The organism is Massilia sp. PWRC2, assembly GCF_049896725.1.
Lineage (GTDB): Bacteria > Pseudomonadota > Gammaproteobacteria > Burkholderiales > Burkholderiaceae_D > JAFCUW01.
This window is the reverse complement of sequence record NZ_JAFCUW010000003.1, coordinates 46283-70044: the sequence shown is the minus strand read 5'-3', so window position 1 is coordinate 70044 and position 23762 is coordinate 46283. Positions and strand designations below refer to the sequence as shown.

Here is a 23762-nt window from a genome sequence, read left to right as displayed (position 1 = left end):
CGCTCGTTGCCGCAGTGTGACGTATCAGGAGTGGTTCATGGAGTTACGCATCCGAAATTTGTGCAAGACCTACGCGAATGGCGTGGTCGCGCTCGACAACGTCAGCCTGAGCATCCCGGCCGGGATGTTCGGCTTGCTCGGCCCCAACGGCGCCGGCAAATCGACCCTGATGCGCACCCTCGCCACCTTGCAGGAGTGCGACAGCGGCTCGGTGTTTTTCGGCGACTTCGACGTGCTCGACGAAAAAGACGCGATCCGCCGCCTGCTCGGCTACCTGCCGCAGGATTTTGGCGTGTACCCGAAAGTGACCGCCTACGAACTGCTCGACCATTTTGCCGTGCTCAAGGGCCTGTCGCAGAAGGGACGGCGACGCGAGGTGGTCGATGGCCTGCTGCAGCAGACCAATCTGTTCGACGTGCGCCACCAGCGCCTCGGCGGCTTTTCCGGCGGCATGCGCCAGCGCTTCGGCATCGCCCAGGCCCTGCTGGGCGACCCGCGCCTGATCATCGTCGACGAGCCCACCGCCGGCCTCGATCCGCAGGAACGGGTGCGCTTTCACAATTTATTGTCCGACATTGGCGACGACAAGACCGTGCTGCTGTCGACCCACATCGTCGCCGACGTTGCCGACCTGTGCGCCAACATGGCCATCATCCACCAGGGCCGCGTGCTGCTGGCGGGCGAGCCGGCCCGCCTGATCGACGCCATCGAAGGCAAGATCTGGGCGCGCTTCGTCGCCAAGCCCGAGTTGCCGGCCTTTCAGCGGCGCCACAGCGTCATCTCCAGCCGCCTGCTCAGCGGGCGCACCCTGATCCATGTCTACGACGAGGGCGACCCTGGCCACGGTTTCGCGCCGGCCCGGGCCGATCTGGAAGACGTCTATTTCGCCACCATCGCCGGTCTCGGCCAGGGTAACTAAATGCTGGCCATTGCCCTGTTCGAAGCGCGACAGCGGCTACAACTGCTGTCGACCTGGGTGTACTTCACCATGTTTTTCCTGCTCGCCGTGCTGTGGATGGCGGCGGCCGGCGGCGTTTTCAAGGACGCCATGGTGTCGTTCGGCGGCCGCGTCTTCATCAACGCCCCGCGCTCGGTCGAATTTACCGTGGCCTGGCTCGGTTGCCTGGGGGTGGTGGTGATGGCCGCCGTGATGGGCCGCTCGGTGCAGCAGGATTTTGAATACGACATGCACCATTTTTTCTTCAGTGCGCCCATCCCCAAGCATGCCTATGTGTTCGGCCGCTTCATCGGCGCCTATGTCACCCTCGCGGTGGTGTTTTCCAGCATCGTGCTGGGCGCCTGGCTGGGCACCTGGCTGCCCGGCATCGAGCCGGCCCGCATCGGCCCGGCCAGCCTGGGCCTGTATCTGCGGCCCTATGTATTTACCTTGTTGCCGAACCTGTTCATTTTCGGCGGCCTGTTCTTTACGCTGGCGGCGCTGACCCGCCGCATGCTGCCCGTGTATGTGGCCAGCGTGGTGATGATGATCGGCTACATCGTGGCGCCCTCGCTGGCGCGCGACCTTGATTACAAGACGCTGGCGGCGCTGATCGACCCGTTCGGCACCACCGCGCTGGTGCGCCTGACCGAATACTGGACCATCACTGAAAAGAACAGCCGCGTGGTGGCCTTCGAGGGCGTGTATTTACTCAACCGGCTGATCTGGGCCGGCGTTGCCCTCAGCGTGCTGCTGCTGGGTTACTGGCGCTTCCACTTTGTCGGCATGCAGGACAGCCGCGCCGCCCACCGTGCCGAGGGCGCCGACGACCACCGCGCGGCGCTCATGCAAACCGCCCTCGACACCCGCGAAACGCCCGATTTCAGCGGTCGCAACAGCGCCCTGCTGCTGTGCAGGACCAGCTGGCTGTACCTGCGCGAATCGGTCAAGAACGTCTATTTTGTCGTCATCGCCTTGGCCGGCGTGCTGGTGCTGGCCGCCAGTGCCGTCAACATGGGGCCGATGGCGGCCGCCACCTACCCGCTCACCTACCAGGTGCTCGAACTGATCAACGAGACCTATGGCTTGATCATGATGGTCATCACCACCTTTTACGCGGGCGAACTGATCTGGCGCGAACGCGAGGCGCGCATGGCGCAGATGCTGGACGCCATGCCGCTGCCGAACTGGCTGCCGCTGCTGAGTAAAACGCTCAGCCTGATCGCGCTGCAGGCGCTGATGCTGGCCATCGCCATGCTGTGCGGCGTGCTGATCCAGGTATTCAAGGGCTATTTCGCCATCGAGCCCGGCTTGTACCTGACGACCCTGTTCCTCATCAAGCTGCCCCAGTACGCACTGCTGGCGGTGCTGGCCATCGCCCTGCAGGTGCTGATCAATCAAAAGTACCTGGCCTATTTCGCCATGATCCTGTACTACGCCGCCACCCTCAGCTTCGGTGTGCTGGGCCTCGATCATCCGCTGCTGCTGTATGGCAGCTCGCCCGATCTGATCTATTCGGCCATGAACGGCTATGGCCACACCGTGGCACGCGAGCGCTGGTTCGAGCTGTACTGGGCGGGCGCGGCGCTGATGCTGCTGGTGGCGGCCGGCGTGTTCTGGCCGCGTGGTAACAGCGCGGAAGCGGGCAGCCGCCTGCAACTGGCGCGCCGTCAGCTCAGCCTGCCCGTGCTGGCCACCTTTGGCGCCGGCCTGGCGCTGTTTGCCGGCAGTGGCGCCGTGCTGTACTACAACCTGCACATCGCCAACGATTACCAGACTGCCTGGCGCAAGGATGCCGTGCGCGCCGAGTATGAACGGCGCTACAAGGTGCTGGCCGCGCTGCCGCAGCCGCGCATCAGCGACGTTCATCTGCAGGTCGACCTGGTGCCCGAGCAGCGCAGCCTGCACGTGCGCGGCGCCTACCAGCTGGAAAACCGCAGTGGCCGGCCGATTGTCGAGCTAGTGGTGCACCAGGCGCCCGCTGGCACCATCGACTTCAAGCTCTCGGCCGGCGCCCGGCTGGTGCTGGCCGACCAGCAGCGCGGCATGTATGCGTGGCGCCTGAACGAGGCGCTGGCACCCGGCCAGCGCATGGCAATGAGCTTCGACCTGCGCGTGGCGCCGCGCGGCATCCTCGGCTTTGGCCTGGACACGCCGGTGCTGGGCAATGGCACGGCATTCGACAACCAGGCGCTGCCGCGCATCGGCTACCAGCCGCGCACCGAGCTGATCGACGAGCGCGACCGCCAACGTCACCAGCTGGCCGCGCGCGCGCCCATGCTGGCCGCCACCGATCCCCTTGGCAGCGCCAGCAATGCCCTGGCCAATGATGCGGACTTGATCAATTTCGACGCCGTCGTCAGCACCAGCCCGGACCAGATCGCCATCACCGCTGGCACCCTCGAGCGCGAATGGCTGCAGGACGGGCGCCGCTATTTCCACTACAAGATGGACACCCCCATGCTGCACTCGTACGCGGTGCAGTCGGCGCGCTACGAAGTGCGCCACGAACGCTGGCAGGATGTGACGATCGACCTGTACTACCACCCGGGTCATGATGCCAATCTCGAACGGATGATCAAGGGCGCCCGCCTGGCGCTCGATTATGCGGCCGCCAACTTCAGTCCCTACCAGCACAAGGTGTTGCGCATTGTCGAGGTACCGAGGAATGCCAGCAGCGGCAGCACCCAGGCTTACCCGAACACCGTCACCCTGCCGGAAAACACCGCCTTCATTGCCCGGGTCGACGAACGCGACCCGAAAGACATCGACTATCCCGTGTATATCACGGCGCATGACGTGGCGCAGCAGTGGTGGGGCCAGCAGCTGGTGGGCGCCAACGTGCGCGGCAGCACGGTACTATCGGACACCCTGGCCGAATACACGGCGCTGATGGTGATGAAGCAGGCAGTGGGCGCGAGCAATATGCGGCGCTTCCTGCGTTACGACCTCGACCGCTACCTGGGCGGCCGCGCGCAGGAGCCGCGCCGCGAATTGTCGTTGGCCGACAACGAAGAGCAAAAGTACATCTACTACCGCAAGGGTGGCCTGGTCATGTTTCGCCTGCAGGACGAACTGGGCGAGCGCACCGTCAACGCGGTGCTGCGCCAGTTGCTCGTTAGCCACGCTTTCAAGGGCGCGCCGTATGCCAACGTCAGCGATCTGACCAGCGCCCTGCGCCAGGCTGCAGGCGCCGGCGGCACCGCGCTGGTCGACGATGCGTTCGACAATATCGTGCTGTATGAAAACCGCGCCACCGCCGCCCAGGGCACCCGCCTGCCTGACGGCCGCTACCAGGTGACGATCAAGGCCAGCGCTGCCAGGCTGCGCGCTGGCGGCGCTGGCGACGAGCACGAGGTACCGCTGCACGACAGCATCGACTTCGGCGTCGACGACAAAGCCGGCAATCCCCTGCTGCGCGAGCGCCGCCTGGTGACCGGCAAGGACCTCAGCGTGACGATGGTGGTGGCTGGCCGGCCAGCCAGGGCCGGCATCGACCCCGATAACAAATTAATTGACCGCAAGCCAACAGATAACCTCATTGACGTCGAAATGCGTTAAACTAAAAAAAACTATATAAAAATAAAAATTTCAAGGGGTAATATGACGGCACTGGTTGAAGAGATAGCGGCCCGCATCAAGCAGCTCGACAGCGCGGAAAAGCGCGATTTGCTGCGCATGCTGCTGCTCGACGTGAATGGCGAAGGGGCCGAAGGCGTCGAAGACGATGCCGAAGAGGCGTGGCGCAACGAAATCGTGCACCGAGTCAAAGCCATCCGCAATGGCGAAGCGGCCATCCGCGCCCTGCAGGATCAGTGGGAAGAATAAGGCCGCAACACCGGCAATGGCGCGCGCCATGCGCAGTGACTGAGGCAGGCGCCCTGCAAAAACCAAAAACCGCTGCCACCCCGCATGGGCTGGCAGCGGTTTTTTATTGCCGCCTGATGTTTAGAGCACCACGACTTTCTTGGCCACGGCTTTCTTGGCCGCCGGTTTTTTGGCCGCCACTTTTTTCACTGCGACCGCTTTGACGGCCACCGCTTTGACGGCCACCGTTTTGCTTGCCGCCGTTTTGCTTGCCGCCGTTTTGCTTGCCGCCGTTTTGGCTGCCGCTTTTTTCACTGCCGGCTTTTTGGCCGCCACCGCTTTTTTCGCCGGCGCTTTTTTCGCCGGTGCGGCGTCGGCACCGTCGACCGGATCGACCACCGCCGCCGCTTTCACCTTGGCGCCGGGCTTGGCCTTGCGCTCTTCGAACTCGAAGCTGATCTTGCTGTCCTTGCCCTTGACCAGGAAGGCCTTGAACGGCCGCCGCGTGCGCTGCGATACGAAACCGGGCAACAGGTCAGTCTTGCCTTCATTGAGCAGCTTGGCCATTTGCTCGGGCAATACTTCCTGCTGCAAGATGATGCGCCCGCTGCGGAAGTCGCAGGTCTTCGGCTTGGCCACGCTGTGTTCGCACACATAGGCCAGGCCCATTTCAAAGACCCCAGCGGCGCACTTCGGACACGGTCCCAGCGCCGTCTGCCCGGTAAAATCGACGCCTTCGCCGTTTTCGCCTTCTTCGTCGTTCTGGCCGAAATCGAATTCAAGCTTGCAGTTATTGATGTCTTCGTCGCGCACGATGCGCAGGATGGCCGCAAACGGCCGCCCCATTTTCGAGCGGAAGCCCTGCATCGGACCGATGGTGCGCGCCGACAGCAACTGCTCGACTTCAGGAATTTCAAACTGCCGGCTGCCCGGCGTTTTGCTCATATTGAATTCGCACTTGGTACAGGCGAAGCGGCGGTAGTTTTCCTTGACCACGCCACCGCAATTCGGGCATGGCGTGGTCAAGGTGGCGTAGTCGCCGGGAATGGTGTCGTTGTTGTATTCCTTGGCACGCTTGACGATGATCTGGGTCATCTTCTCGATCTCAAGCATGAACTCTTCACGCGAAATCTTGCCCTTTTCCATCTGCGACAGCTTGTATTCCCACTCGCCGGTCAGCTCGGGCGCCGTCAATTCATTGACGCCCAGGCCACGCAGCAAGGTCATCAGCTGCGATGCCTTGGCGGTCGGCATCAGCTCGCGTCCTTCGCGCAGCAGGTAGCGCTCGCCCAGCAGACCCTCGATGATGGCGGCGCGCGTCGCTGGCGTGCCCAGGCCCTTGCCGGCCATGGCGTCGCGCAATTCATCTTCTTCGATCAGCTTGCCGGCGCCTTCCATGGCCGACAGCAGCGTCGCCTCGGTATAGCGGGCCGGCGGCTTGGTCACCAGGCCGTTGGCGGTGACCTTGTCGGTGTGGACTTTTTCACCGGCAGCGACCGGCACCAGGTTGCCGTTGGCATTGCCTTCCTTGTCGTCGGCCGTGGCCGACTCGCGGCCATACACGGCCAGCCAGCCGGGGTTGGTCATGACCTTGCCCTCGGTCTTGAACTGGTGACCGGAGACGTCGGTAAACCGGGTGGTGACCTGGAACTCGGCGGCTGGATAAAAAATCGCCAGGAAGCGGCGGGTCACCAGGTCGTACAGTTTTTGTTCCGGCTCGGACAGGTTTTTCGGCGCGACGTTGGTCGGGATGATGGCGAAGTGGTCGGAAATTTTGGTGTTATCAAAAATCCGTTTATTCGGTTTCACCCAGCCTTGCTGGCTGATCTGTTTGGCGAACTGGTAATAGTTATTGTTTTCCGCCAGCACCGTCAGGGTTTCCTTGACGGTGTCGATATAGTCTTCCGGCAAATGGCGCGAATCGGTACGCGGGTAAGTCAGCACCTTGTGCTTTTCGTACAGCGCCTGCGCCAGGCCGAGGGTGTTCTTGGCCGAAAAACCGAAGCGGCCGTTGGCTTCGCGCTGCAGGCTGGTCAGATCGAACAGGGCTGGCGCCATCGAGGTGGTCGGTTTGCTCTCTTCGCGCACGCTGCCCTGGCGGCCCTTGCAGGCCATGGCGATGGTGTCGGCGGCGATCTTGCTCCACAGGCGCTCGGGGCGCTTCTCCGGATCGTTGTCATCTTTCTTGAACGACTGGTCGAGCCAGCGGCCTTCGTAGATACCGGCCGCGCAGACGAACTCGGCGCGTACTTCCCAATAATCGCGCGAGACGAATTTTTTGATCTTTTCTTCGCGCTCGACGACGATCGACAGGGTCGGCGTTTGCACGCGGCCGACCGTGGTCAAATAAAAGCCGCCCTCTTTCGAGTTGAACGCCGTCATGGCACGGGTGCCGTTAATGCCGATCAGCCAGTCCGCTTCGGAACGGCAGCGGGCGGCATCGGCCAGCGGCAGCATCTCGGCATCCGAGCGCAGATTCAGAAAGCCGTCGCGGATGGCGCCCGGCGTCATCGATTGCAGCCACAGGCGCTTGACCGGTTGCTTGGCCTTGGCGTTTTGCGCGATCAAACGGAAAATCAGTTCCCCTTCGCGGCCGGCATCGCAGGCATTGATCAGGGCGGTGACATCCTTGCGCTTGATCAGGCGGTTGAGCACCTTCAGACGCGCTTCCGTCTTGGCGATGGGATTTAAGGCGAAGTACGGCGGGATCATCGGCAAATGCGCAAAGCTCCACTTGCCGCGCTTGACGTCGTGCTCTTCCGGCACGGCGATTTCAAGCAAGTGACCGACCGCCGACGACAACACGTATTCGTCGGACTCGAAGTACTCATCGTGCTTGGTGAAGCCGCCCAGCGTCTTGGCGATGTCGTTCGCGACGGAGGGCTTCTCGGCGATGATGAGGGTTTTTGTCATAGGGTTCTCGTGGTACGGATTCTGGGGCAAATAAAGGGATGGAGCAGCCGCATGATACATGGCTTGCCCGGCAGCGTGGCAAATTGCCATGCTGATAGCTAAACAGGACGATGGGGGAAGCGCCACCGGCGCGCCAAATAATAAGGCGCTTTCAGTGCGCTTTCAAGTGGCCAGAAGCAGGTTGGCGCGCTAGTGCAGCAGACGGGGCGCCTGTTCGTCGTCGGCGCCGAACAGGTCGTCGAACATCAGGGCGTCCGGCTCCTTGCCCTGGCTCCACAACAGCATCAGCACGATGATTTTCAGTTTGCCCAGTCCGACCGGTGTTTCACCCAGCGCCAGCGCGCGTTCGATCACGATCTCGCGCTGCAGTGCGCTGATGACCTTGGCACTTTCAAGAAAGGCGATGAAGCCGATGGCCGCCGCGCCGAGGGCGTCGACTTCGCGCGCCACGTAAAACCGGGTGCCGGTCGAGGACTGCACGGCGCTCTGTTCGGCGCCGGCCATTTCGGTCAGATCGGTCAGCCACACGAGGGCTTCGGAAATTTCCACTTCGTCGAAGCCGACCGCCGACAGCTTGCGCGCCAGCGCCGCCGGTTCAGGACAGGCGTCCGGGCGGTAGTAGGTTTCGTAAAGGTAGACCAGGATATCGAACATGGCTCTACTCTATCAGCTAAGTTTAGCCATGTACAAGTGCTGTCCCGCATAGCGGGCATGCGGTGTGGCGGCGATGGCCTACAATTGCCGCGATCAATACCATGTCACCACTTTCCCCTCACGCAAGCGCTACCACCTTGAACAGATATGTATTGACGATGGCCGCACTGCTGGCCAGTGTTGGCGCAGCCACAGCCGACCCGCTTGGCGAGCCCGGTGCCCGGTCCGCCTACACCGAGGCCGATTGCGCACGCCTGCACGGCAGCACGGCGCCGGCGCGCAGCGCGGCCGACAGCGCCGTGCTGGCTTCTTTGCCAGTGCTCAATTCAGCGCAGGCAGCGCGTCTGCGCGGAGCGGTCGGCGCTGACGTGGTGTGGTGGCTGCGCCGCCAGGGCGCGCTCAATCTGTCGACGCTGCCCACCGCCTATCACGAAGCCAACCACGCCATCGATATCGCGCTGTCCTCCTGCCACGGCGGCCGCGCCGTGTATGTGTTCGACGGCCAGACCTATGTGACCGAACTGGTGCGCGGACGCACCGCGCCGTACGTGGTGGCGGCCGCCGGCGTGCCGGCCGCCATCAAGGCGGGCGCCGCACTGCGCTACCAGACTTACCTGGTGCAAACGCCGCGCGTGCCGGCCAACGATTTCACCACCCTGCTCGACGAATTGAACGCCTACGTGGGCGCCGCCGCCATCGAACTCGAGTTGACCCGCTCGCCCCTGTATGCACGCTTTCGCGCCGACGGCAATGCCGCGCTCGATGGCAACATCGGCGGCGCGGCCGACATGATGCTGTATGTGCTGAGCTATCTGAAAGTGGTGCGCACCAGCTATCCGGACAGCTATGCGCGCATCCGCAACAGTCCGCTGTTGCTGGCCCATCTGCAGCGCCTGTGGAGCGCAGCCGAAGCCATGCTCAAGGAGGCGGCGCCTTACGGCAGCGAGCGCGGTGGCCTGTATGTGTATCCGATCGGCGCGCTGGTGGCGGTGCACTCGGCGCCCTTCCTCGCGGAACTGGACCGTCTGAAAATCCGTCACGATAGCGGCGCGCGCAGCACCCGCTGATAACGGCCATCGACGAGGCGCTCGGCGGCGCCAGCCAGTTCCAGTTCGAGCAGTGCCGCCTGCAATTCATGCGGTGCGCAGCCGCACGTCAGGGCGATGGCGTCGAGCGCGACCGGACCATGGCCGAGCGCTGCCAGCAGCGCCGGCGGCGCGCCCGGCAGCACCTGCGCGGCAGCGTCCTGCAAGCTGCGCCGGGCCGGCGCGGATGCTGGCAACACCCCGCCCAGTTCTTGCAACACATCAGCGGCCGACTCGACCAGCTTGGCCCCCTCCTTGATCAATAGATGGCAGCCCTTGGCCAGCGCCGCGTGGATCGAGCCGGGCATGGCGAACACTTCGCGGCCCTGGCTGGCCGCCAGCCGCGCCGTGATCAGCGAGCCCGAGCGCGCAGCCGCCTCGACCACCAGCACGCCGGCCGACAGGCCACTGATGATGCGGTTACGCTGCGGAAAATTGTGGGCCAGTGGCGGCGTGCCCGGTGCATATTCGCTGACCACGCAGCCGCCCTCGCGGATGGCCTGCCACAGCGCACGGTTGCGCGCCGGGTAGACCAGGTCAGGGCCGGTGCCCACCACCGCCACGGTGGCGCCGTCGCCGGCCAGCGCGCCGACGTGGGCGGCGCTATCGATGCCCAGCGCCAGCCCGGAGACGATGGTCAAGCCGGCGCGGCTGAGGTTGTGGGCGAACTGCTGCGCATTGCTGGCCCCCTGCACGCTGGCATTGCGGCTGCCGACCATGGCCAGACAAGGACCGGCCAGCAGTTCGGCGCGGCCGCTCACGTATAACAGGGGCGGGGCGTCGCCGATGTGGCGCAGCAGCGCCGGATAGGCAGGGTCGGCGATGGTGAGCAGGCGGTTGCCCGCCTGGCCGGCCCAGGCCAGCGCAGCGTCGACCTGGCGCAGTACGCTTGCGGCGGGGTGCAGCAAGGCCGCAGCCAGCGCGGGGCCGACCAGCGCCTGCAGGCGCGCCGCCGCTGCAGTAAAGATGGCAGCTGGCCGTTCAAACTGCCCCAGCAGCAGGCGGGCGCTGGCCGGCCCCACCCCGGCGGTGTGCATCAGCCGCAGCCAGTCGGCCATGGGGTCCGGCGGCTGCGCTGCACTGGGAGGGTGGGTGGCCGTGTCCTGCACGGAAGCTTTACTCCGGTGAGGCGGCGACGTCGCCCGTTTGCACTGGCTGCGTTGCCTGCATGATCAAGCCGTACGAAACGTTTTTGAACACGCGGAAAATAAACAGGGACCCGACCTGTTCGTCGGGCAACTTGATCATCGTCTTTTGCATGCCAAGGAAGCCTTTGTTGCCGCCCGGGTCAGCGATAGTCTGGCCCTTATGGTACAGCTGCAAAACGGCGCCGATATCGAGTCCATCAAGCGTGCCGCGGTTGACACTGACCACCTGGTTTTGGCCGGCGAAGCTGCCGCCTGAATAAATACCGAGAATGCGCGCACTGGTAGCACGCGCGGGCGCGTGCGGCACGTAATTGCGCAGCGGCGTCGGCGGCGCTGCCACCAGGCGGTCGCCCACGCCCATTTCCTGCGCCGAACCGGACACCGTGAAGGTGTGCACATCGACACCGGCCCGGGCCGCCGACTGCAGCGCCACGGTCCCCAGGTACACCGCTTCATAGGCGATCACTTTGTTGGTGTCGGGGTCGCGCAGCGGCGTGCCGGGACGAAATACCTGGTAACTGGTGCCGCCGTCGAGGGCGCCGCGCACATACACCTTGTCCCCCTTGGCCAGATAGACATGGCCATCTTCATGGGCGGCGATGCGCGGTGCGCTGTCGAGCTGCTTGTCGTCGACGATCAGCGGCATGGTCAGGAACGGCTCGATGGCGCCGGACGGGATCGAACTGATGGCGTCCGCCCCCACACCCTCGGTGCGCATGCGCGGCGACAGGCGGTCGTCGGCGGTGCCCTCGCCCGGCTTGTTGAGCGACAGGCGCCCCGTCTTGCGGTCGAAATAAACGATCTGGCCCGGGTAGATCCAGTGCGGGTTGGCAATCTCATCACGGTTCATGCCCCACACTTGCGGCCAGCACCAGGGATGCTCGAGAAACTTGCCGGAAATATCCCACAGCGTATCGCCGCGCACCACCTTATGCTGGTCCGGGGCGTTCGGACGGAAGGCGCATTCGGCGGCCTGAACGGCAGTGCTGCTGGCGGCGGCAATCAGCGCGGCGACTGCAAGACGGGTGCCGACTGTGATAAAATTTTTCATGGGGTGTCCGATGGAGGATCCGTTAATGCGGCATCAAAACGGCAGTCCGGCCCGCAGGTCGGCCCCGACATCCTGTGCGGGGCAGTCACCGGGACCGGCCTTTGGCGCCGATGGGCGGATAAAGGTTGCCGTACTGGATCAAATTCTGCCCATAAATCTGTGAACTAGCAAGGCAAACTCCCCCGCGCTACCCCCCAAGACTGTTGCGTTTTTGTTGATTCATGGCATTATTCATACGAATAGTCGCGAATCATTGCTGAATAACTATTAGTTTCACTGGGTTTACCACCGCGTCTATCACCGCGTCTACCATCATCTTTCACCGACTGATTATTTCGAGCGTCCCATGGCCTTACTTCCAATTCTGCGTTATCCCGATCCCCGCCTGCACAAGGTGGCCACGCCGGTAATCGCCTTCGACGCCGCGCTGCGCACCCTGATCGCCGACATGGCCGAGACCATGTACGAAGCGCCCGGCGTCGGCCTGGCCGCCAGCCAGGTCGACGTCCACCAGCAACTGCTGGTGATCGACATTACCGATGCCAAGGACCAGTTACAGGTATTTATCAATCCCGTCATCACCTGGGCCAGCGAGGAGCGCGAGGTGTACGACGAAGGTTGCCTGTCGGTGCCCGGCATTTACGATGGCGTCGAACGGGCCGCCCGCGTCAAGGTCAAGGCGCAGGATGCCAGCGGTAGTTTTTTTGAAGTGGAAGCCGATGGCTTGCTGGCCGTGTGCATCCAGCACGAGATGGACCATTTGCTGGGCAAGGTCTTCGTCGAGTACCTGTCACCCCTCAAGCGCAACCGCATCAAGGCAAAAATGGTCAAGGAAACGCGTGGACTCGAGCGCGAAGCGGCGCTCAAGGCGGCCGGGCGGCGTTATTAATACGGTGAGCGTGCAGCCTCCCTTGAAAGTCGTCTTCGCCGGCACGCCCGAGTTTGCGGCCACTGCGCTGGCCGCCATCCACGCGGCCGGTTTTCCAATCGCCCTGGTGCTGACCCAGCCGGACCGCCCGGCCGGGCGCGGCATGCAGTTGCAAGCGTCCAGCGTCAAGCAGTTCGCCGTGGCCCATGGCATCGAGGTGTTGCAGCCGCTGTCGCTGCGCCGCGACAGCCTTGATCCCGAACGCGCCGCCCAGGCCGAGCAGGCGCACGCGCGTCTGCTGGCGCTCGATTACGACGTCATGGTGGTGGCCGCTTACGGCTTGATCCTGCCGCGCGCCACCCTCGATATCCGTCCCTGCCTGAACATCCACGGCTCGTTGCTGCCGCGCTGGCGCGGCGCCGCCCCCATCCACCGCGCCATTGAAGCGGGCGACGCCGTCACCGGCATTACCATCATGGAGATGGAAGAAGGACTCGACACCGGGCCCATGCTGGCGAGCGAGCGTGTGACGATCGGTCCACATGACAACACGGCCAGCCTGCACGACACCCTGGCGGCGCTGGGCGCGCGCATGATCGTGGCCACCCTGCAGCAGCTGGCGGCAGGGCCGCTGACGGCAACGCCGCAACCGGCGCTGGGGGTGACTTACGCCGCCAAGATCGACAAGAACGAAGCGCGCCTGGATTTCACGCAGCCGGCGCCAACGCTCGACCGGCAGATCCGCGCCTTCAACCCGTTTCCGGGGGCGCAGGCAGTGGTCGACGGGGTGGTGCTCAAACTGTGGGAGGCCGAACTGGCAGACGCCGATGCTGGTGCGCAGCCGGGCCAGGTGCTCGCCGCCAGCGGCGCCGACGGCATCGTCGTTGCTTGCGGCACGGGCGCGCTGCGCCTGAAGGTACTGCAAAAACCGGGCGGCAAGCGCTTGCCTGCCGCCGAATTTCTCAAGAGTTTTAGCCTTGAAGGCAAAACCCTGGCTTAGTTTGCCAGAGTTTGCTTAGTTCGCTCAGTTCGCTTAGGTCGCTTAGTTCGCTTTCGCAGCAAACGCATCATCGCGGTGATCGGCCATGTACTGGCGCAAGATCTGGTTGATGCGGGTCTGGTAACCGGGTCCGGCGCCCTTGAACCAGTCGAGCATGTCGGTGTCGAGGCGGATCGTGACGATCTGCTTGATGGCGGCGCTTTGCTGCTTGGCCACCGCCGCGCGGGGAGCGATTCCCTGTGCAGCATCCCATTGTGGCGCGAAATCTTTGTCCATATTCATTCCCAGTGATTGTGTCGTTGGTGGAGCGGACTATCTAGCCACTCCTGGTTACAATTTTGGGCGCTGTATGTATCTTAAAGATTGCTGGGCAGGGTTGTATTGTATCGCTCTGTAACAAATTCCCCATTGAAACACAGCGATACATACAGGACGATTTGAACGGGGAGCGCTTTCTTGTCACTCAGAAAACTCGGCACGCATGATGCCGTATAATTTTAAGCCGCCTGCTGCCGTCGCCGTACCGCTGTTGCCGCACCCACCTGCCCTCTGAAAGCCTGCCATGACCACTGCCGCCGCCGTATCCCCGACCGAGACCCTGCTGCGCGAGATCCTGGCGCGCCGCATCATGATTCTCGACGGCGCCATGGGCACCATCATCCAGCAATACAAGCTCGATGAAGCAGATTACCGGGGTGAACGTTTCGCCGATTTCACCGCGCCGGCGGGCAGCGGCGCCCGCGAACTGTTCGTCAAAGGCAATAACGAACTGCTGACGCTGACGCGGCCCCAGGTGATCCAGGAAATCCACGAGCGCTACCTGGCCGCCGGCGCCGACCTGATCGAAACGAATACCTTCGGTGCCACCAGCATCGCCCAGGACGATTACCACATGGGCCACCTGGCCTACGAAATGAACGTCGCCGCCGCCCGCATCGCGCGCGCCGCCTGCGACAAGTACAGCAGTGCCGACAAGCCCCGTTTTGTGGCCGGCGCGCTCGGGCCGACGCCAAAAACGGCGTCGATCTCACCCGACGTCAACGACCCGGCGGCGCGCAACGTCAGTTTTGATCAACTGGTGACGGCCTATCACGAGCAGGTGCGCGGGCTGGTCGACGGCGGCGCCGACGTCCTGCTGGTGGAAACCATTTTCGATACCCTCAACTGCAAGGCGGCGCTGTTTGCCATCGACCTGTATTTCGACGAGCACCCGGGTCTGGCGCGCCTGCCGCTGATGATTTCCGGTACCGTCACCGACGCCTCCGGCCGCATCCTGTCGGGCCAGACCGTGCCAGCGTTCTGGAATTCGGTGCGCCACGCGCGGCCGCTGACGATCGGCCTCAATTGCGCGCTGGGCGCGGCGCTGATGCGCCCGTACGCGCAAGAGCTCTCGCAAATCGCCGATACCTATGTGTGTATCTACCCGAATGCCGGTCTGCCCAACCCGATGAGCGACACCGGCTTCGACGAACTGCCGGCCGACACCTCGGCGCTGCTGCGCGAATTTGCCGATGCCGGCTTTATCAATATCGCCGGTGGCTGCTGCGGCACCACGCCCGATCACATCGCCGCGATTGCCGCCCTGCTGGCCGAGACGCCGCCGCGCGCACTGCCGCAGGTGCCCACCGCGCTGCGCCTGTCGGGCCTCGAACCCTTTACGGTCGATGCCGATTCGCTGTTCGTCAACGTCGGCGAGCGCACCAACGTGACGGGCTCGAAAGCGTTTGCCCGCATGATCCTTAACGAGCAGTTCGACGAAGCGCTGTCGGTGGCGCGCCAGCAGGTGGAAAACGGCGCCCAGATCATCGACATCAATATGGACGAAGCGATGCTCGATTCGCAGGCGGCGATGACGCGCTTTTTGAACCTGATCGCCTCCGAGCCGGACATCTCGCGCGTGCCAATCATGATCGACTCGTCGAAATGGTCGGTGATCGAAGCGGGCCTCAAGTGCGTGCAGGGCAAGGCCATCGTCAACTCGATCTCGATGAAGGAAGGCGAGGCAGAGTTCATCCGGCAGGCGAAATTGTGCCGCCGTTATGGCGCCGCCGTCATCGTCATGGCCTTCGACGAACAAGGTCAGGCCGACACCTTTGCCCGCAAGACGGAAATCTGCCAGCGCGCCTACAAGCTGCTGACGCAGCAAATCGGCTTTCCGCCGGAAGACATCATCTTTGACCCGAACATCTTCGCCATCGCCACCGGCATCGAAGAGCACAACAACTACGCTGTCGATTTTATCAATGCCACGCGCTGGATCCGCCAGAACCTGCCGCATGCGGGGGTGTCGGGCGGCGTGTCGAACGTCTCGTTCTCCTTCCGCGGCAATGACCCGGCGCGCGAAGCGATCCACACGGTGTTCCTGTACCACGCCATCAAGGCCGGCATGACGATGGGGATCGTCAACGCCGGCATGATGGGAGTCTACGACGACCTGCCGGCCGAACTGCGCGAGCGCACCGAAGACGTGGTGCTCAACCGCCGCGACGACGCCACCGAACGGATGATCGATATCGCCGGCACCCTCAAAGCAGGCGGCCGCCAGGACACGCAAAACCTGGTCTGGCGCGAAGGCACCGTCCAGCAGCGCCTGTCGCACGCGCTGGTGCACGGCATCACGCAGTGGATCGTCGACGACACCGAAGAAGCGCGGCAGCAGCTGCTGGGCAATGGCGGACGCCCCATCCACGTGATCGAAGGCCCGCTGATGGACGGCATGAACGTGGTCGGCGACCTGTTCGGCCAGGGCAAAATGTTCTTGCCGCAGGTGGTCAAATCGGCGCGCGTGATGAAGCAGGCGGTGGCCCACCTGATTCCCTACATCGAAGAAGAAAAACTGCTGGAAGAGCAGCGCACCGGCATTGTCGCCAAGCCGAAGGGCAAAATCGTCATCGCCACCGTCAAGGGCGACGTCCACGACATCGGCAAGAACATCGTCTCGGTGGTCCTGCAGTGTAATAATTTTGAAGTGGTCAATATGGGCGTGATGGTGCCCTGCTCGGAGATCCTGGCGCGCGCCAAGGTGGAAAACGCCGACATCGTCGGCCTGTCCGGCCTGATCACGCCCTCGCTCGAAGAGATGGCCCACGTGGCGCGCGAGATGCAGCGCGATCCCCATTTCAGGATGCTCAAGATTCCCCTCCTGATCGGCGGCGCCACCACCAGCCGCGCCCACACGGCCGTCAAAATCGCCCACAACTACGATGGCCCGGTAGTCTACGTGCCGGACGCTTCGCGTTCGGTGTCGGTGGCGCAGGCGCTGTTGACGCCGGAAACGCGCGAGAAGTATATCGATGACATCGCCCTCGACTACGAGCGCATCCGCGAGCAGCACGCCAGCAAGAAGGCGCTGCCCATCCTGCCGCTGGCGCAGGCGCGCGCCAACAAGGCGCGCTTCGATTTCGCCCCGGTGCGGCCAAAATTCATTGGCCGGCGCCTGATCAAGAACGTCGAGCTGGCGACCCTGGCGCGCTACATCGATTGGGGCCCGTTCTTCCAGACCTGGGACCTGGCCGGCCCCTTCCCCGCCATCCTCACCGACGCCGTCGTCGGCGAAGCGGCCACCAAGGTATTCGAAGAGGGTCAGGCGCTCCTGAAGAAAATCATCGAGGGGCGCTGGCTGACCGCCAACGGCGTCATCGCGCTCCTGCCGGCCAACAGCGTCAACGACGATGACATCGAGATCTACACCGACGACAGCCGCGCGCAGGTCGCCCTGACCTGGTACGGCCTGCGCCAGCAGGGCGTCAAACCGCTGGTCGATGGCGTCCAGCGCCCCAACCAGTGCCTGTCCGATTTTATTGCGCCGAAAGACTCGCGGGTGCAGGACTACATCGGCATGTTCGCCGTCACCACTGGTCTCGGTATCGAAAAATACGAGCAGCGTTTTGAAGCGGCCCACGACGACTATTCTTCGATCATGTTGAAGTCGCTGGCCGACCGCCTGGCCGAAGCGTTTGCCGAATACCTGCACGAGCGCGTGCGCACCGACCTGTGGGGTTATGCGGCCGACGAGCAGCTCACCAGCACGGCGCTGATCGCCGAGCAGTACGCCGGCATCCGCCCTGCCCCCGGTTATCCGGCCTGCCCCGAGCACACCGTCAAGGCGGCCATGTGGGAGGTGCTGCAGCCAGAGGACGTCGGCATCACGCTGACCGAATCGTATGCGATGGCGCCGGGCGCCGCGGTGTCAGGCTTTTATTTTGCCCACCCTGAATCGAAGTACTTCGTGGTGGGGAAAATCGGCGCCGACCAGCTGGCCGACATGAGCACACGCCGGCAAATCGACCCCGAGCAGATGGCCAGCTGGCTGGCGCCGAACCTGTAAGCGCGTCAATGGTGGCCGTCAGTGGTGCGCTGCCGCGCCGCTGTCGCGCACGTTTTTTTGCACCGTGATGGCAGCGAACAGGCTCAAAACAAACGACATCGCATACAACCCCTTTTCGCTGGGGGCGATGGTGGCGTTGACCAGGCCGACGGTGAGCAGGCCGATGGCGGCGATCACCGACAGCCAGCACAGGCCGTAGTACATCGGGGTGACAGCGATACCCTCGAGACGGTCGCGGGTCGACTTTTGCACGGAAACGGCGGCAAACAGGCCGTACAACAGCAGGGTCAGGTAACAGCCCTTTTCATTGAGAGCCATGGTGGCGTTGAACAGCCCTGTCAGGTACATGGCCACGCCGATGATCAGCGCCAGCCAGGCAGCGCCGACGAAGGCGCTTGAGGATTGAGCCGATGCCATGATCGCCTCCTGCGTATCGATGTGGATGGAAACGCCAGCCTAGCGCGGGCGCCGCCGCGCGCCAGCTGTCAAAGTCGACGGGTCGACGGGTAGACGGGTTAGACGGTAAGCCGGTGGCAGGACAGTCAGGCGCGCTCGCGCTGGAATTTGATCAGCGCCAGCACGCCAAACAGCACCGTAAACGCCAGCTGCGCCGCCATCGCGGTGGCCGCCGCCTCCATCCCCAGGCCGCGCCAGGTCATGGCATCGAGGCCATCGATGGCCCAGCGGGTCGGCACCGCCAGCCCCACCTGTTGTACCCAGGCGGGAAACAGGAACGATGGCACCCAGGCGCCGCCCAGCATCACCATGATCAGGGTGGCCGCCACCGCGATGCCGCGCGCCGCTTCCGGGGTTTTGCCGAAGGCGGCAATCAACAGGCCAAAACTGGCGGTCAGCATGGCAAAGCACAGGCCGACCCCGAGGAAGCCGACAGGATTGGCGATGTGCACACCAAACACCAGCACGGCAAACCCAAACATCACGCACAGCAGAAACAGGGCGATGATGGCGGCCGAGGCGGCGCGCGCCAGCAGCACCGTGTTCAGGCCAATGGGAGCGGCGAGCAGGCGATTGAAAATGCCGCTGCGGCGCGCCAGCAGGATGCCGATGCCCATGTCGACCCCGAGGAACAGGATGAATTGCACGCCCATGCCGGCAAACGCGTGGGCATAGCCGTTGTAGCCGGCCTGCCGCGGCCCCGAGGTGACCGGCTGGTCGCTGGTGGTAAACGGCATCGACAGGCCAGCCGATTTGCCTGACTGCGGCGTGGCCTGCATGGCCGGCGTGGCCTGGAATTTTTTCAGGCTGCCCAGTAATTCGCGCAACGATGCCTTCGCGGGGTCGCCGTCGAGCGCACTTTCCAGTTTTTTGATGCTCTTGTCGGTGAACGCCTGGCCGCCGGCGCCACCGAACATTTCGGCGCTGACGATCTGCATCACCTGCTGCGTCAACAGGCCCTTGACCATTGCCAGCACCGCCTGCTGCGACGGGTCGTACAGCACCTCGATGCGTGGCTTGTCGGCGGCGTTGAACAGGGCGGCGCCGGCCGCTTCACCAAAGCCGTCGGGGATGATGATGGCCGCTTTCTGGCTGCCCTTGCCAACTGCAGTGCGGGCCGCTGCGGCGCTCATGTCGGTGATGTGCAGGCTGGCGTCGAGCTTGAGGGCGGCGCCGATGCGCTGGCCGATCGGCCCACTGTCCTGCTGCACCAGGGCGACATCGATGGTGCCGGTTTTGGCATCGCCCGAGCCGCCGAACAGGTAGCCAAAAAAAGTGGCGATGGCAATCGGCAGCACCAGGTTGATCAGCAGGGCGCGGCGGTCGCGCAGAAACAGCTGCAAGTCCTTGCGTACCAGCGCCAGGAACGGGGTCAGGTTCAACTTGGTCATGGTATCAATCGCGCAGCGAGCGCCCGGTCAGATTGAGGAAGATGTCTTCGAGCTTGGTGCGGGCGGTGGCAAAGTGCAGCGCGTGCGCGCCCTGCCCCTGCAGCCACGCCATCACACCGAGCGCGGCACTGCCATCGGCCAGCAAGACCTCGAGCGCGTTGGCATTGGCGGCGACGCCCGTCACCCCGGGCAAGGCAGCCATCGGCGCCAGCCAGGCAGCCGGCGCCGCTGCAGCGAGCTCCACGTGCAGCGCCGCCTGCGCCGGCAGGCGCCGGTGCAGGGCCGCCGGGGTTTCGTCGGCCAGCACCTTGCCATGGTCGATGATGACGATGTGGTCGGCCAGTCGCTCGACTTCTTCCATGTAGTGGCTGGTGTAGATCAGCGAGCGGCCCTGGCGCTGCCATTGTTCGAGCGTGTCGAAGATGGCATTGCGGCTTTGCGGGTCGACGCCGACGGTCGGTTCGTCGAGGATCAGCAGTGCCGGGTCGTGCATCAGGGCGGCGGCGATATTCAGGCGCCGCTTCATGCCGCCGGAAAAGGTGGCCGGCTTGTCGAGGGCGCGCTCATGCAGCTGCACCAGCTCGAGCACCTGGTCGCAGCGGCGGCGCGCCTCGGCGCCCTTGATGCCATACAGGGCGGCAAACAGCAGCAGGTTATCGCGCGCCGGCAGGTCGTCGTACAGGGCCAGGTCTTGCGGCACGAAGCCGATCTGGCGCTTGGCGGCGCAGGGACCGGTGGTAATGGCGCTGCCACTCAAGGTGATGCTGCCGGCATCGGGCGTGAGCAGCCCGCAGAGCATGCCGACAGTGGACGATTTGCCAGCGCCATTCGGGCCGATCAAGCCCACCGTCTGGCCGGCTGCGACCTTGAAACTGACATCATCGACAGCGCGCCTGGCGCCATACGCCTTGCTCAGGTGTAACACCTGCAATAACACGGAAGTCATGGGTGCGTTCATTCATTGGCAATTATTATATATTAGCCAATAAGATGAAGAATTGTTGCAGAGAATTGTTACCCAAGCGACAAAATACAACAGTCCGCAGCGGCCCCACGTCATCCATTACCGAGGCGCACGTCGAACAGAATCGGTGTTGCGTCCCCTAAAACATTCCCGGCTCCGCCAGCAATGTTTACCTGGCTAAACCAAACAAAAGTTGGGCTGCACTTTTGTTTGGTTTTCATACCGCGTATTTCGCCACCGAATCACTCCACGAAAACGCCGCCACCTCGAATTCGACCAGCTCGTCGCTGGAAATGGCCAGCTCTTTCAGGGCCGGCACCACCAGGTCATCGCCATCCATCTGTTCGATCGCTTCGGCCAGCTTGAGCAATTCGCCGAAAAAGCCGCTGCGCGAGAGCAGCGCGTCCTTGACTTCATCGATGACGGGAATCTGTTCGAGGATCACTTCCATCTTCATGCCAAACAGCGCATCCATCAGCGACATGATGCCCACCGTGAAGGCGATGTCAGCGACATTGCGCTGGGCCGGCCGCAAGCGCTTGGCCAGCAGCTCGAGCAGCTTGCCGCGCGTGGTGGCCAGCATCAGCAGGGGCGAGGCGCTGTGGCTGCGCTGCTGCGGGTCGGCGTACAGCAAAATCTGCAACCAGCGTTCGAGCTGGCGGCGACCGAGCACGATCAGCGCCTGGCTGACCGAATCGATCTTGTGGCGCAAGCCCACCGCCGGCGTGTTCACCAGCCGCAGCAGGTTGATGGCCAGGGTGACGTCGCGTTTGACGGCGCGCTCGATCTCGATGTTTTCGGCATCCGAGGTGACCAGCTTCATCAACTCCATCACCGCCAGCTGCGACGGCGTCAGCTTGCGGCCGGCAATCACCGTCGGCTTGGCGAAATAATAGCCCTGAAAATAATCGAAGCCAAAGTCGCGCACGCGCTCGTACTGGGCGCGCGTTTCCACTTTTTCCGCCATCAGCTGTTTGTTCTCGCGGCGGCAGCGCGCCACCACCGCGGCGGTCGACACCTGCATCACTTGCAGCATGTCGAACTTGACGAAGTCGATCAGCGGCAGCAGCCGTTCGACGTTGGCGGTGATGGCAGCGACGCCGTTCAAGGCAAAGCGAAAACCATGGCCTTTGAGTTCGCCCATGCGTTCGAGCACGGCGTCACTCGCTTCGACGCTCTCGACCAGCTCGAGCACCACTTTTTCGCGCGGCAGGAAGGCGAAGATGTCACTCATCAAGACATCGGCATCGACATTCAAAAACGCCAGGGCGTCGCCGATGGCGCGGTCCAGGCCCAGTTGTCCGGCATGGGCGATGACGGCCGCAGTGGCCGCCAGGCCAGAGACAAAGCTGGCGCCCCCCACGCTGCTGCTGCGAAACAGCAGCTCGTAAGCAAACAACGCATTGTTGGCATCGAGAATCGGCTGGCGGCCCAAATAAAAGTCGCGCACAGCAAATTCATGGGCCGCGGAAGCGGGAGCGGCGGAATTATTCATGTCGCATAATGTTGGGTAAATTCAATAACGTACTGTACCGCATTCTTTCCGGCCAGTGAATTTTTGCCATCGGATGGCGCCCGAAAAGGATGTAAAAAGCGACGAATTTACGGCAAAGGTAAACCGTCTACGAACACTTTCAGTTCGCCGGGCAGAAATTCGGTCCAGCGCTCATTGGTGGTCAAGGGCTGGGTGACGATCACCGCCACCCGGTCGTCCGGCGTGGTCAGCTGGGCAAAGTCGACGCTGACGTCTTCGTCGGACAACTGCGCCGTGTTGAACGGATGCTGGCGCACCACGTAGCACAGCGTGGTCGCGCAGTGGGCGAACAGCGCGCTGCCGTTCGACAGCATCATGTTGAAGACGCCGTGAGTGGCGATCTCGGCCGCCAGTTCGGCCAGCGCCTCGCGCAATGCTGGCAAGGCCGGTGCGCTGTCGCCAAAGCGGCGCCGCAACTGTTGCAGCAGGTAGCAAAAAGCCAGCTCGCTGTCGGTACTGCCGACCGGACGGAAGGCACCGTCGAGCACGGGGGCGAACTGCTTCAAGTCGCCATTGTGGGCAAACACCCAGTAGCGGCCCCACAGTTCGCGCACGAAGGGGTGACAGTTTTCCAGCGCCACCTGGCCCTGGGTGGCCTTGCGGATGTGGGCGATGACGTTGGTCGACTTGATGGGAAAGCGCTTGATCAGCTCGGCCACTGGCGAGGCCACGGCGGCCTGGTGGTCGACAAAATAGCGCACGCCGGCCCCTTCGAAAAACGCGATGCCCCAGCCGTCATGGTGGGTGTCGGTGTGGCCGCCGCGCATGGCGAAGCCGGTAAAGCTAAAAACAATGTCCGTGGGGACGTTGCAGTTCATTCCGAGAAGTTGGCACATGCGCAAAGCGTAACATAGGCGGGCATGATGCCGGCGTAAAAAGGGCGAACCCGCAGGCTCGCCCTTGTCGCCACGCCGAACTGGTTAGTGCAGCAACACCGGCTGCTGCATCAACACGTCGTAAGAACCGAGGAAGTCGTCGATTTCTTCCATGGTCGGTTCGCTGGCGATCAGGTTGTTGACGTCGCGCCGGAAAGACTGCGCCAGCTTGCCGCCAATAAATGCTTCGCGCCGGCCCGACTTGTCGACGATTTCATAGCCGCCAAAGCGCAGTGCTTCGAGATCGCGGTCGGCGCCGAATTCGACGACGCTGTATTGCTCGCTGTTATAGATCATGTTCATGCTGACTCCTTTGCTTGACCAGACGAAATGAGGGATCACTGCGCTCCGGCCTCTTGCCTTCGAGGTGGGGCCAAGCGGCTTGAATTCAAGCGGCGAGGTCCGGCGTCAGTGCCAGCAGCTGATCGTATGGCGGTGCAGCCAGCCACGATCGCAACTGATCAAGGTGCTCCGTTGACGCCAGGCCAATGAACAAGCGTTCCGGCTGGCGTCGCAGCAGCCGGTTTAATGTTACACGCAAAACCAGATTGCCGGTGCAGCACAGGCAACCGGGCGCAATGCGGATGGCGCCGCAGGTGTCGGGAAGTATGGTGTGTCCACTCGGCATGCCTTCGAGCAGGATGGCGGCGCCGGCAGGGGCTGCGGCCAGGATGGCGTGCTCGCGCGCGCGGGCGTCGGCGCCGGTGACAAGGGTGGTAACAGCGGGGGCGCGCAAGGTCGGGGCGCTGCCG

Annotated in this window: 19 protein-coding genes; 7 read left to right on the top strand and 12 right to left on the bottom strand. The window is 63.5% G+C overall.

What is annotated here, in order from left to right:
• The first annotated feature begins 37 nt into the window (after positions 1–37).
• The 3 genes from ACP7BZ_RS07960 to ACP7BZ_RS07950 are packed head-to-tail and all read left to right on the top strand — an operon-like array spanning position 38 to position 4765.
• On the top strand, positions 38–919 hold the full coding sequence (locus ACP7BZ_RS07960) for an ABC transporter ATP-binding protein (protein ID WP_426111823.1): 882 nt from the start codon (positions 38–40) through the stop codon (positions 917–919).
• Positions 920–4498, top strand: coding sequence for a hypothetical protein (locus ACP7BZ_RS07955; protein ID WP_426111821.1), 3579 nt, complete (start codon positions 920–922; stop codon positions 4496–4498). It begins immediately after the preceding gene.
• Between the two features lie 42 nt (positions 4499–4540).
• On the top strand, positions 4541–4765 hold the full coding sequence (locus ACP7BZ_RS07950; protein ID WP_426111819.1) for an addiction module protein: 225 nt from the start codon (positions 4541–4543) through the stop codon (positions 4763–4765).
• Positions 4766–4885: 120 nt separating this feature from the next.
• Here ACP7BZ_RS07950 and ACP7BZ_RS07945 read toward each other — a convergent pair whose 3' ends face one another.
• Complete coding sequence (locus tag ACP7BZ_RS07945; RefSeq protein WP_426111817.1) at positions 4886–7657, bottom strand: DNA topoisomerase III; 2772 nt, start codon at positions 7655–7657, stop codon at positions 4886–4888.
• 189 nt (positions 7658–7846) lie between these two features.
• A complete protein-coding gene (locus ACP7BZ_RS07940; protein ID WP_426111815.1) occupies positions 7847–8311 on the bottom strand; it encodes a DUF494 family protein in 465 nt (154 codons plus the stop codon).
• Positions 8312–8448: 137 nt separating this feature from the next.
• Here ACP7BZ_RS07940 and ACP7BZ_RS07935 point away from each other — a divergent pair, with 137 nt between their 5' ends.
• Positions 8449–9378, top strand: coding sequence for a hypothetical protein (locus tag ACP7BZ_RS07935; RefSeq protein ID WP_426111813.1), 930 nt, complete (start codon positions 8449–8451; stop codon positions 9376–9378).
• On the opposite strand, the gene dprA is transcribed toward ACP7BZ_RS07935, so the two are convergent.
• Together dprA and ACP7BZ_RS07925 are read right to left on the bottom strand one after the other, a co-directional pair.
• On the bottom strand, positions 9348–10454 hold the full coding sequence (gene dprA, locus ACP7BZ_RS07930) for a DNA-processing protein DprA (protein ID WP_426111811.1): 1107 nt from the start codon (positions 10452–10454) through the stop codon (positions 9348–9350). The genes ACP7BZ_RS07935 and dprA overlap by 31 nt on opposite strands.
• Before the next feature lie 58 nt (positions 10455–10512).
• The gene (locus ACP7BZ_RS07925; RefSeq protein WP_426111809.1) at positions 10513–11595 is read right to left on the bottom strand and encodes a LysM peptidoglycan-binding domain-containing protein; all 1083 of its coding nucleotides are present in this window, start codon (positions 11593–11595) and stop codon (positions 10513–10515) included.
• Positions 11596–11941: 346 nt separating this feature from the next.
• Here ACP7BZ_RS07925 and def point away from each other — a divergent pair, with 346 nt between their 5' ends.
• Together def and fmt are read left to right on the top strand one after the other, a co-directional pair.
• Entirely contained in the window at positions 11942–12484 is a 543-nt protein-coding gene (gene def / locus ACP7BZ_RS07920) for a peptide deformylase (protein WP_426111807.1), read from the top strand.
• A 22-nt stretch (positions 12485–12506) separates the two neighbouring features.
• The gene (gene fmt, locus ACP7BZ_RS07915; protein ID WP_426111805.1) at positions 12507–13463 is read left to right on the top strand and encodes a methionyl-tRNA formyltransferase; all 957 of its coding nucleotides are present in this window, start codon (positions 12507–12509) and stop codon (positions 13461–13463) included.
• 42 nt (positions 13464–13505) lie between these two features.
• Here the strand turns inward: fmt and ACP7BZ_RS07910 are convergent, their stop codons facing one another.
• Positions 13506–13739, bottom strand: coding sequence for a BrnA antitoxin family protein (locus tag ACP7BZ_RS07910; protein ID WP_426111803.1), 234 nt, complete (start codon positions 13737–13739; stop codon positions 13506–13508).
• A 286-nt stretch (positions 13740–14025) separates the two neighbouring features.
• Here ACP7BZ_RS07910 and metH point away from each other — a divergent pair, with 286 nt between their 5' ends.
• Positions 14026–17790, top strand: coding sequence for a methionine synthase (gene metH, locus ACP7BZ_RS07905; RefSeq protein ID WP_426111801.1), 3765 nt, complete (start codon positions 14026–14028; stop codon positions 17788–17790).
• Positions 17791–17808: 18 nt separating this feature from the next.
• On the opposite strand, the gene yiaA is transcribed toward metH, so the two are convergent.
• From yiaA to ACP7BZ_RS07870, 7 genes are all read right to left on the bottom strand, one after another.
• Positions 17809–18207: an inner membrane protein YiaA gene (yiaA, locus tag ACP7BZ_RS07900; protein WP_426111799.1), complete on the bottom strand. Its 399-nt coding sequence runs from the start codon at positions 18205–18207 to the stop codon at positions 17809–17811.
• A 125-nt stretch (positions 18208–18332) separates the two neighbouring features.
• Positions 18333–19637, bottom strand: coding sequence for an ABC transporter permease (locus ACP7BZ_RS07895; protein WP_426111797.1), 1305 nt, complete (start codon positions 19635–19637; stop codon positions 18333–18335).
• A gap of 4 nt (positions 19638–19641) precedes the next feature.
• Positions 19642–20583, bottom strand: coding sequence for an ABC transporter ATP-binding protein (locus ACP7BZ_RS07890; RefSeq protein ID WP_426111795.1), 942 nt, complete (start codon positions 20581–20583; stop codon positions 19642–19644).
• 235 nt (positions 20584–20818) lie between these two features.
• Positions 20819–22096: an EAL and HDOD domain-containing protein gene (locus tag ACP7BZ_RS07885; RefSeq protein ID WP_426111793.1), complete on the bottom strand. Its 1278-nt coding sequence runs from the start codon at positions 22094–22096 to the stop codon at positions 20819–20821.
• Positions 22097–22203: 107 nt separating this feature from the next.
• The gene (locus tag ACP7BZ_RS07880; protein ID WP_426111791.1) at positions 22204–22971 is read right to left on the bottom strand and encodes a class II glutamine amidotransferase; all 768 of its coding nucleotides are present in this window, start codon (positions 22969–22971) and stop codon (positions 22204–22206) included.
• Positions 22972–23055: 84 nt separating this feature from the next.
• Positions 23056–23313, bottom strand: a complete 258-nt coding sequence (locus ACP7BZ_RS07875) for a BTH_I0359 family protein (RefSeq protein ID WP_426111789.1) — start codon at positions 23311–23313, stop codon at positions 23056–23058.
• 85 nt (positions 23314–23398) lie between these two features.
• Positions 23399–23746: a GTPase gene (locus tag ACP7BZ_RS07870; protein WP_426111787.1), complete on the bottom strand. Its 348-nt coding sequence runs from the start codon at positions 23744–23746 to the stop codon at positions 23399–23401.
• Positions 23747–23762 lie beyond the last annotated feature (16 nt).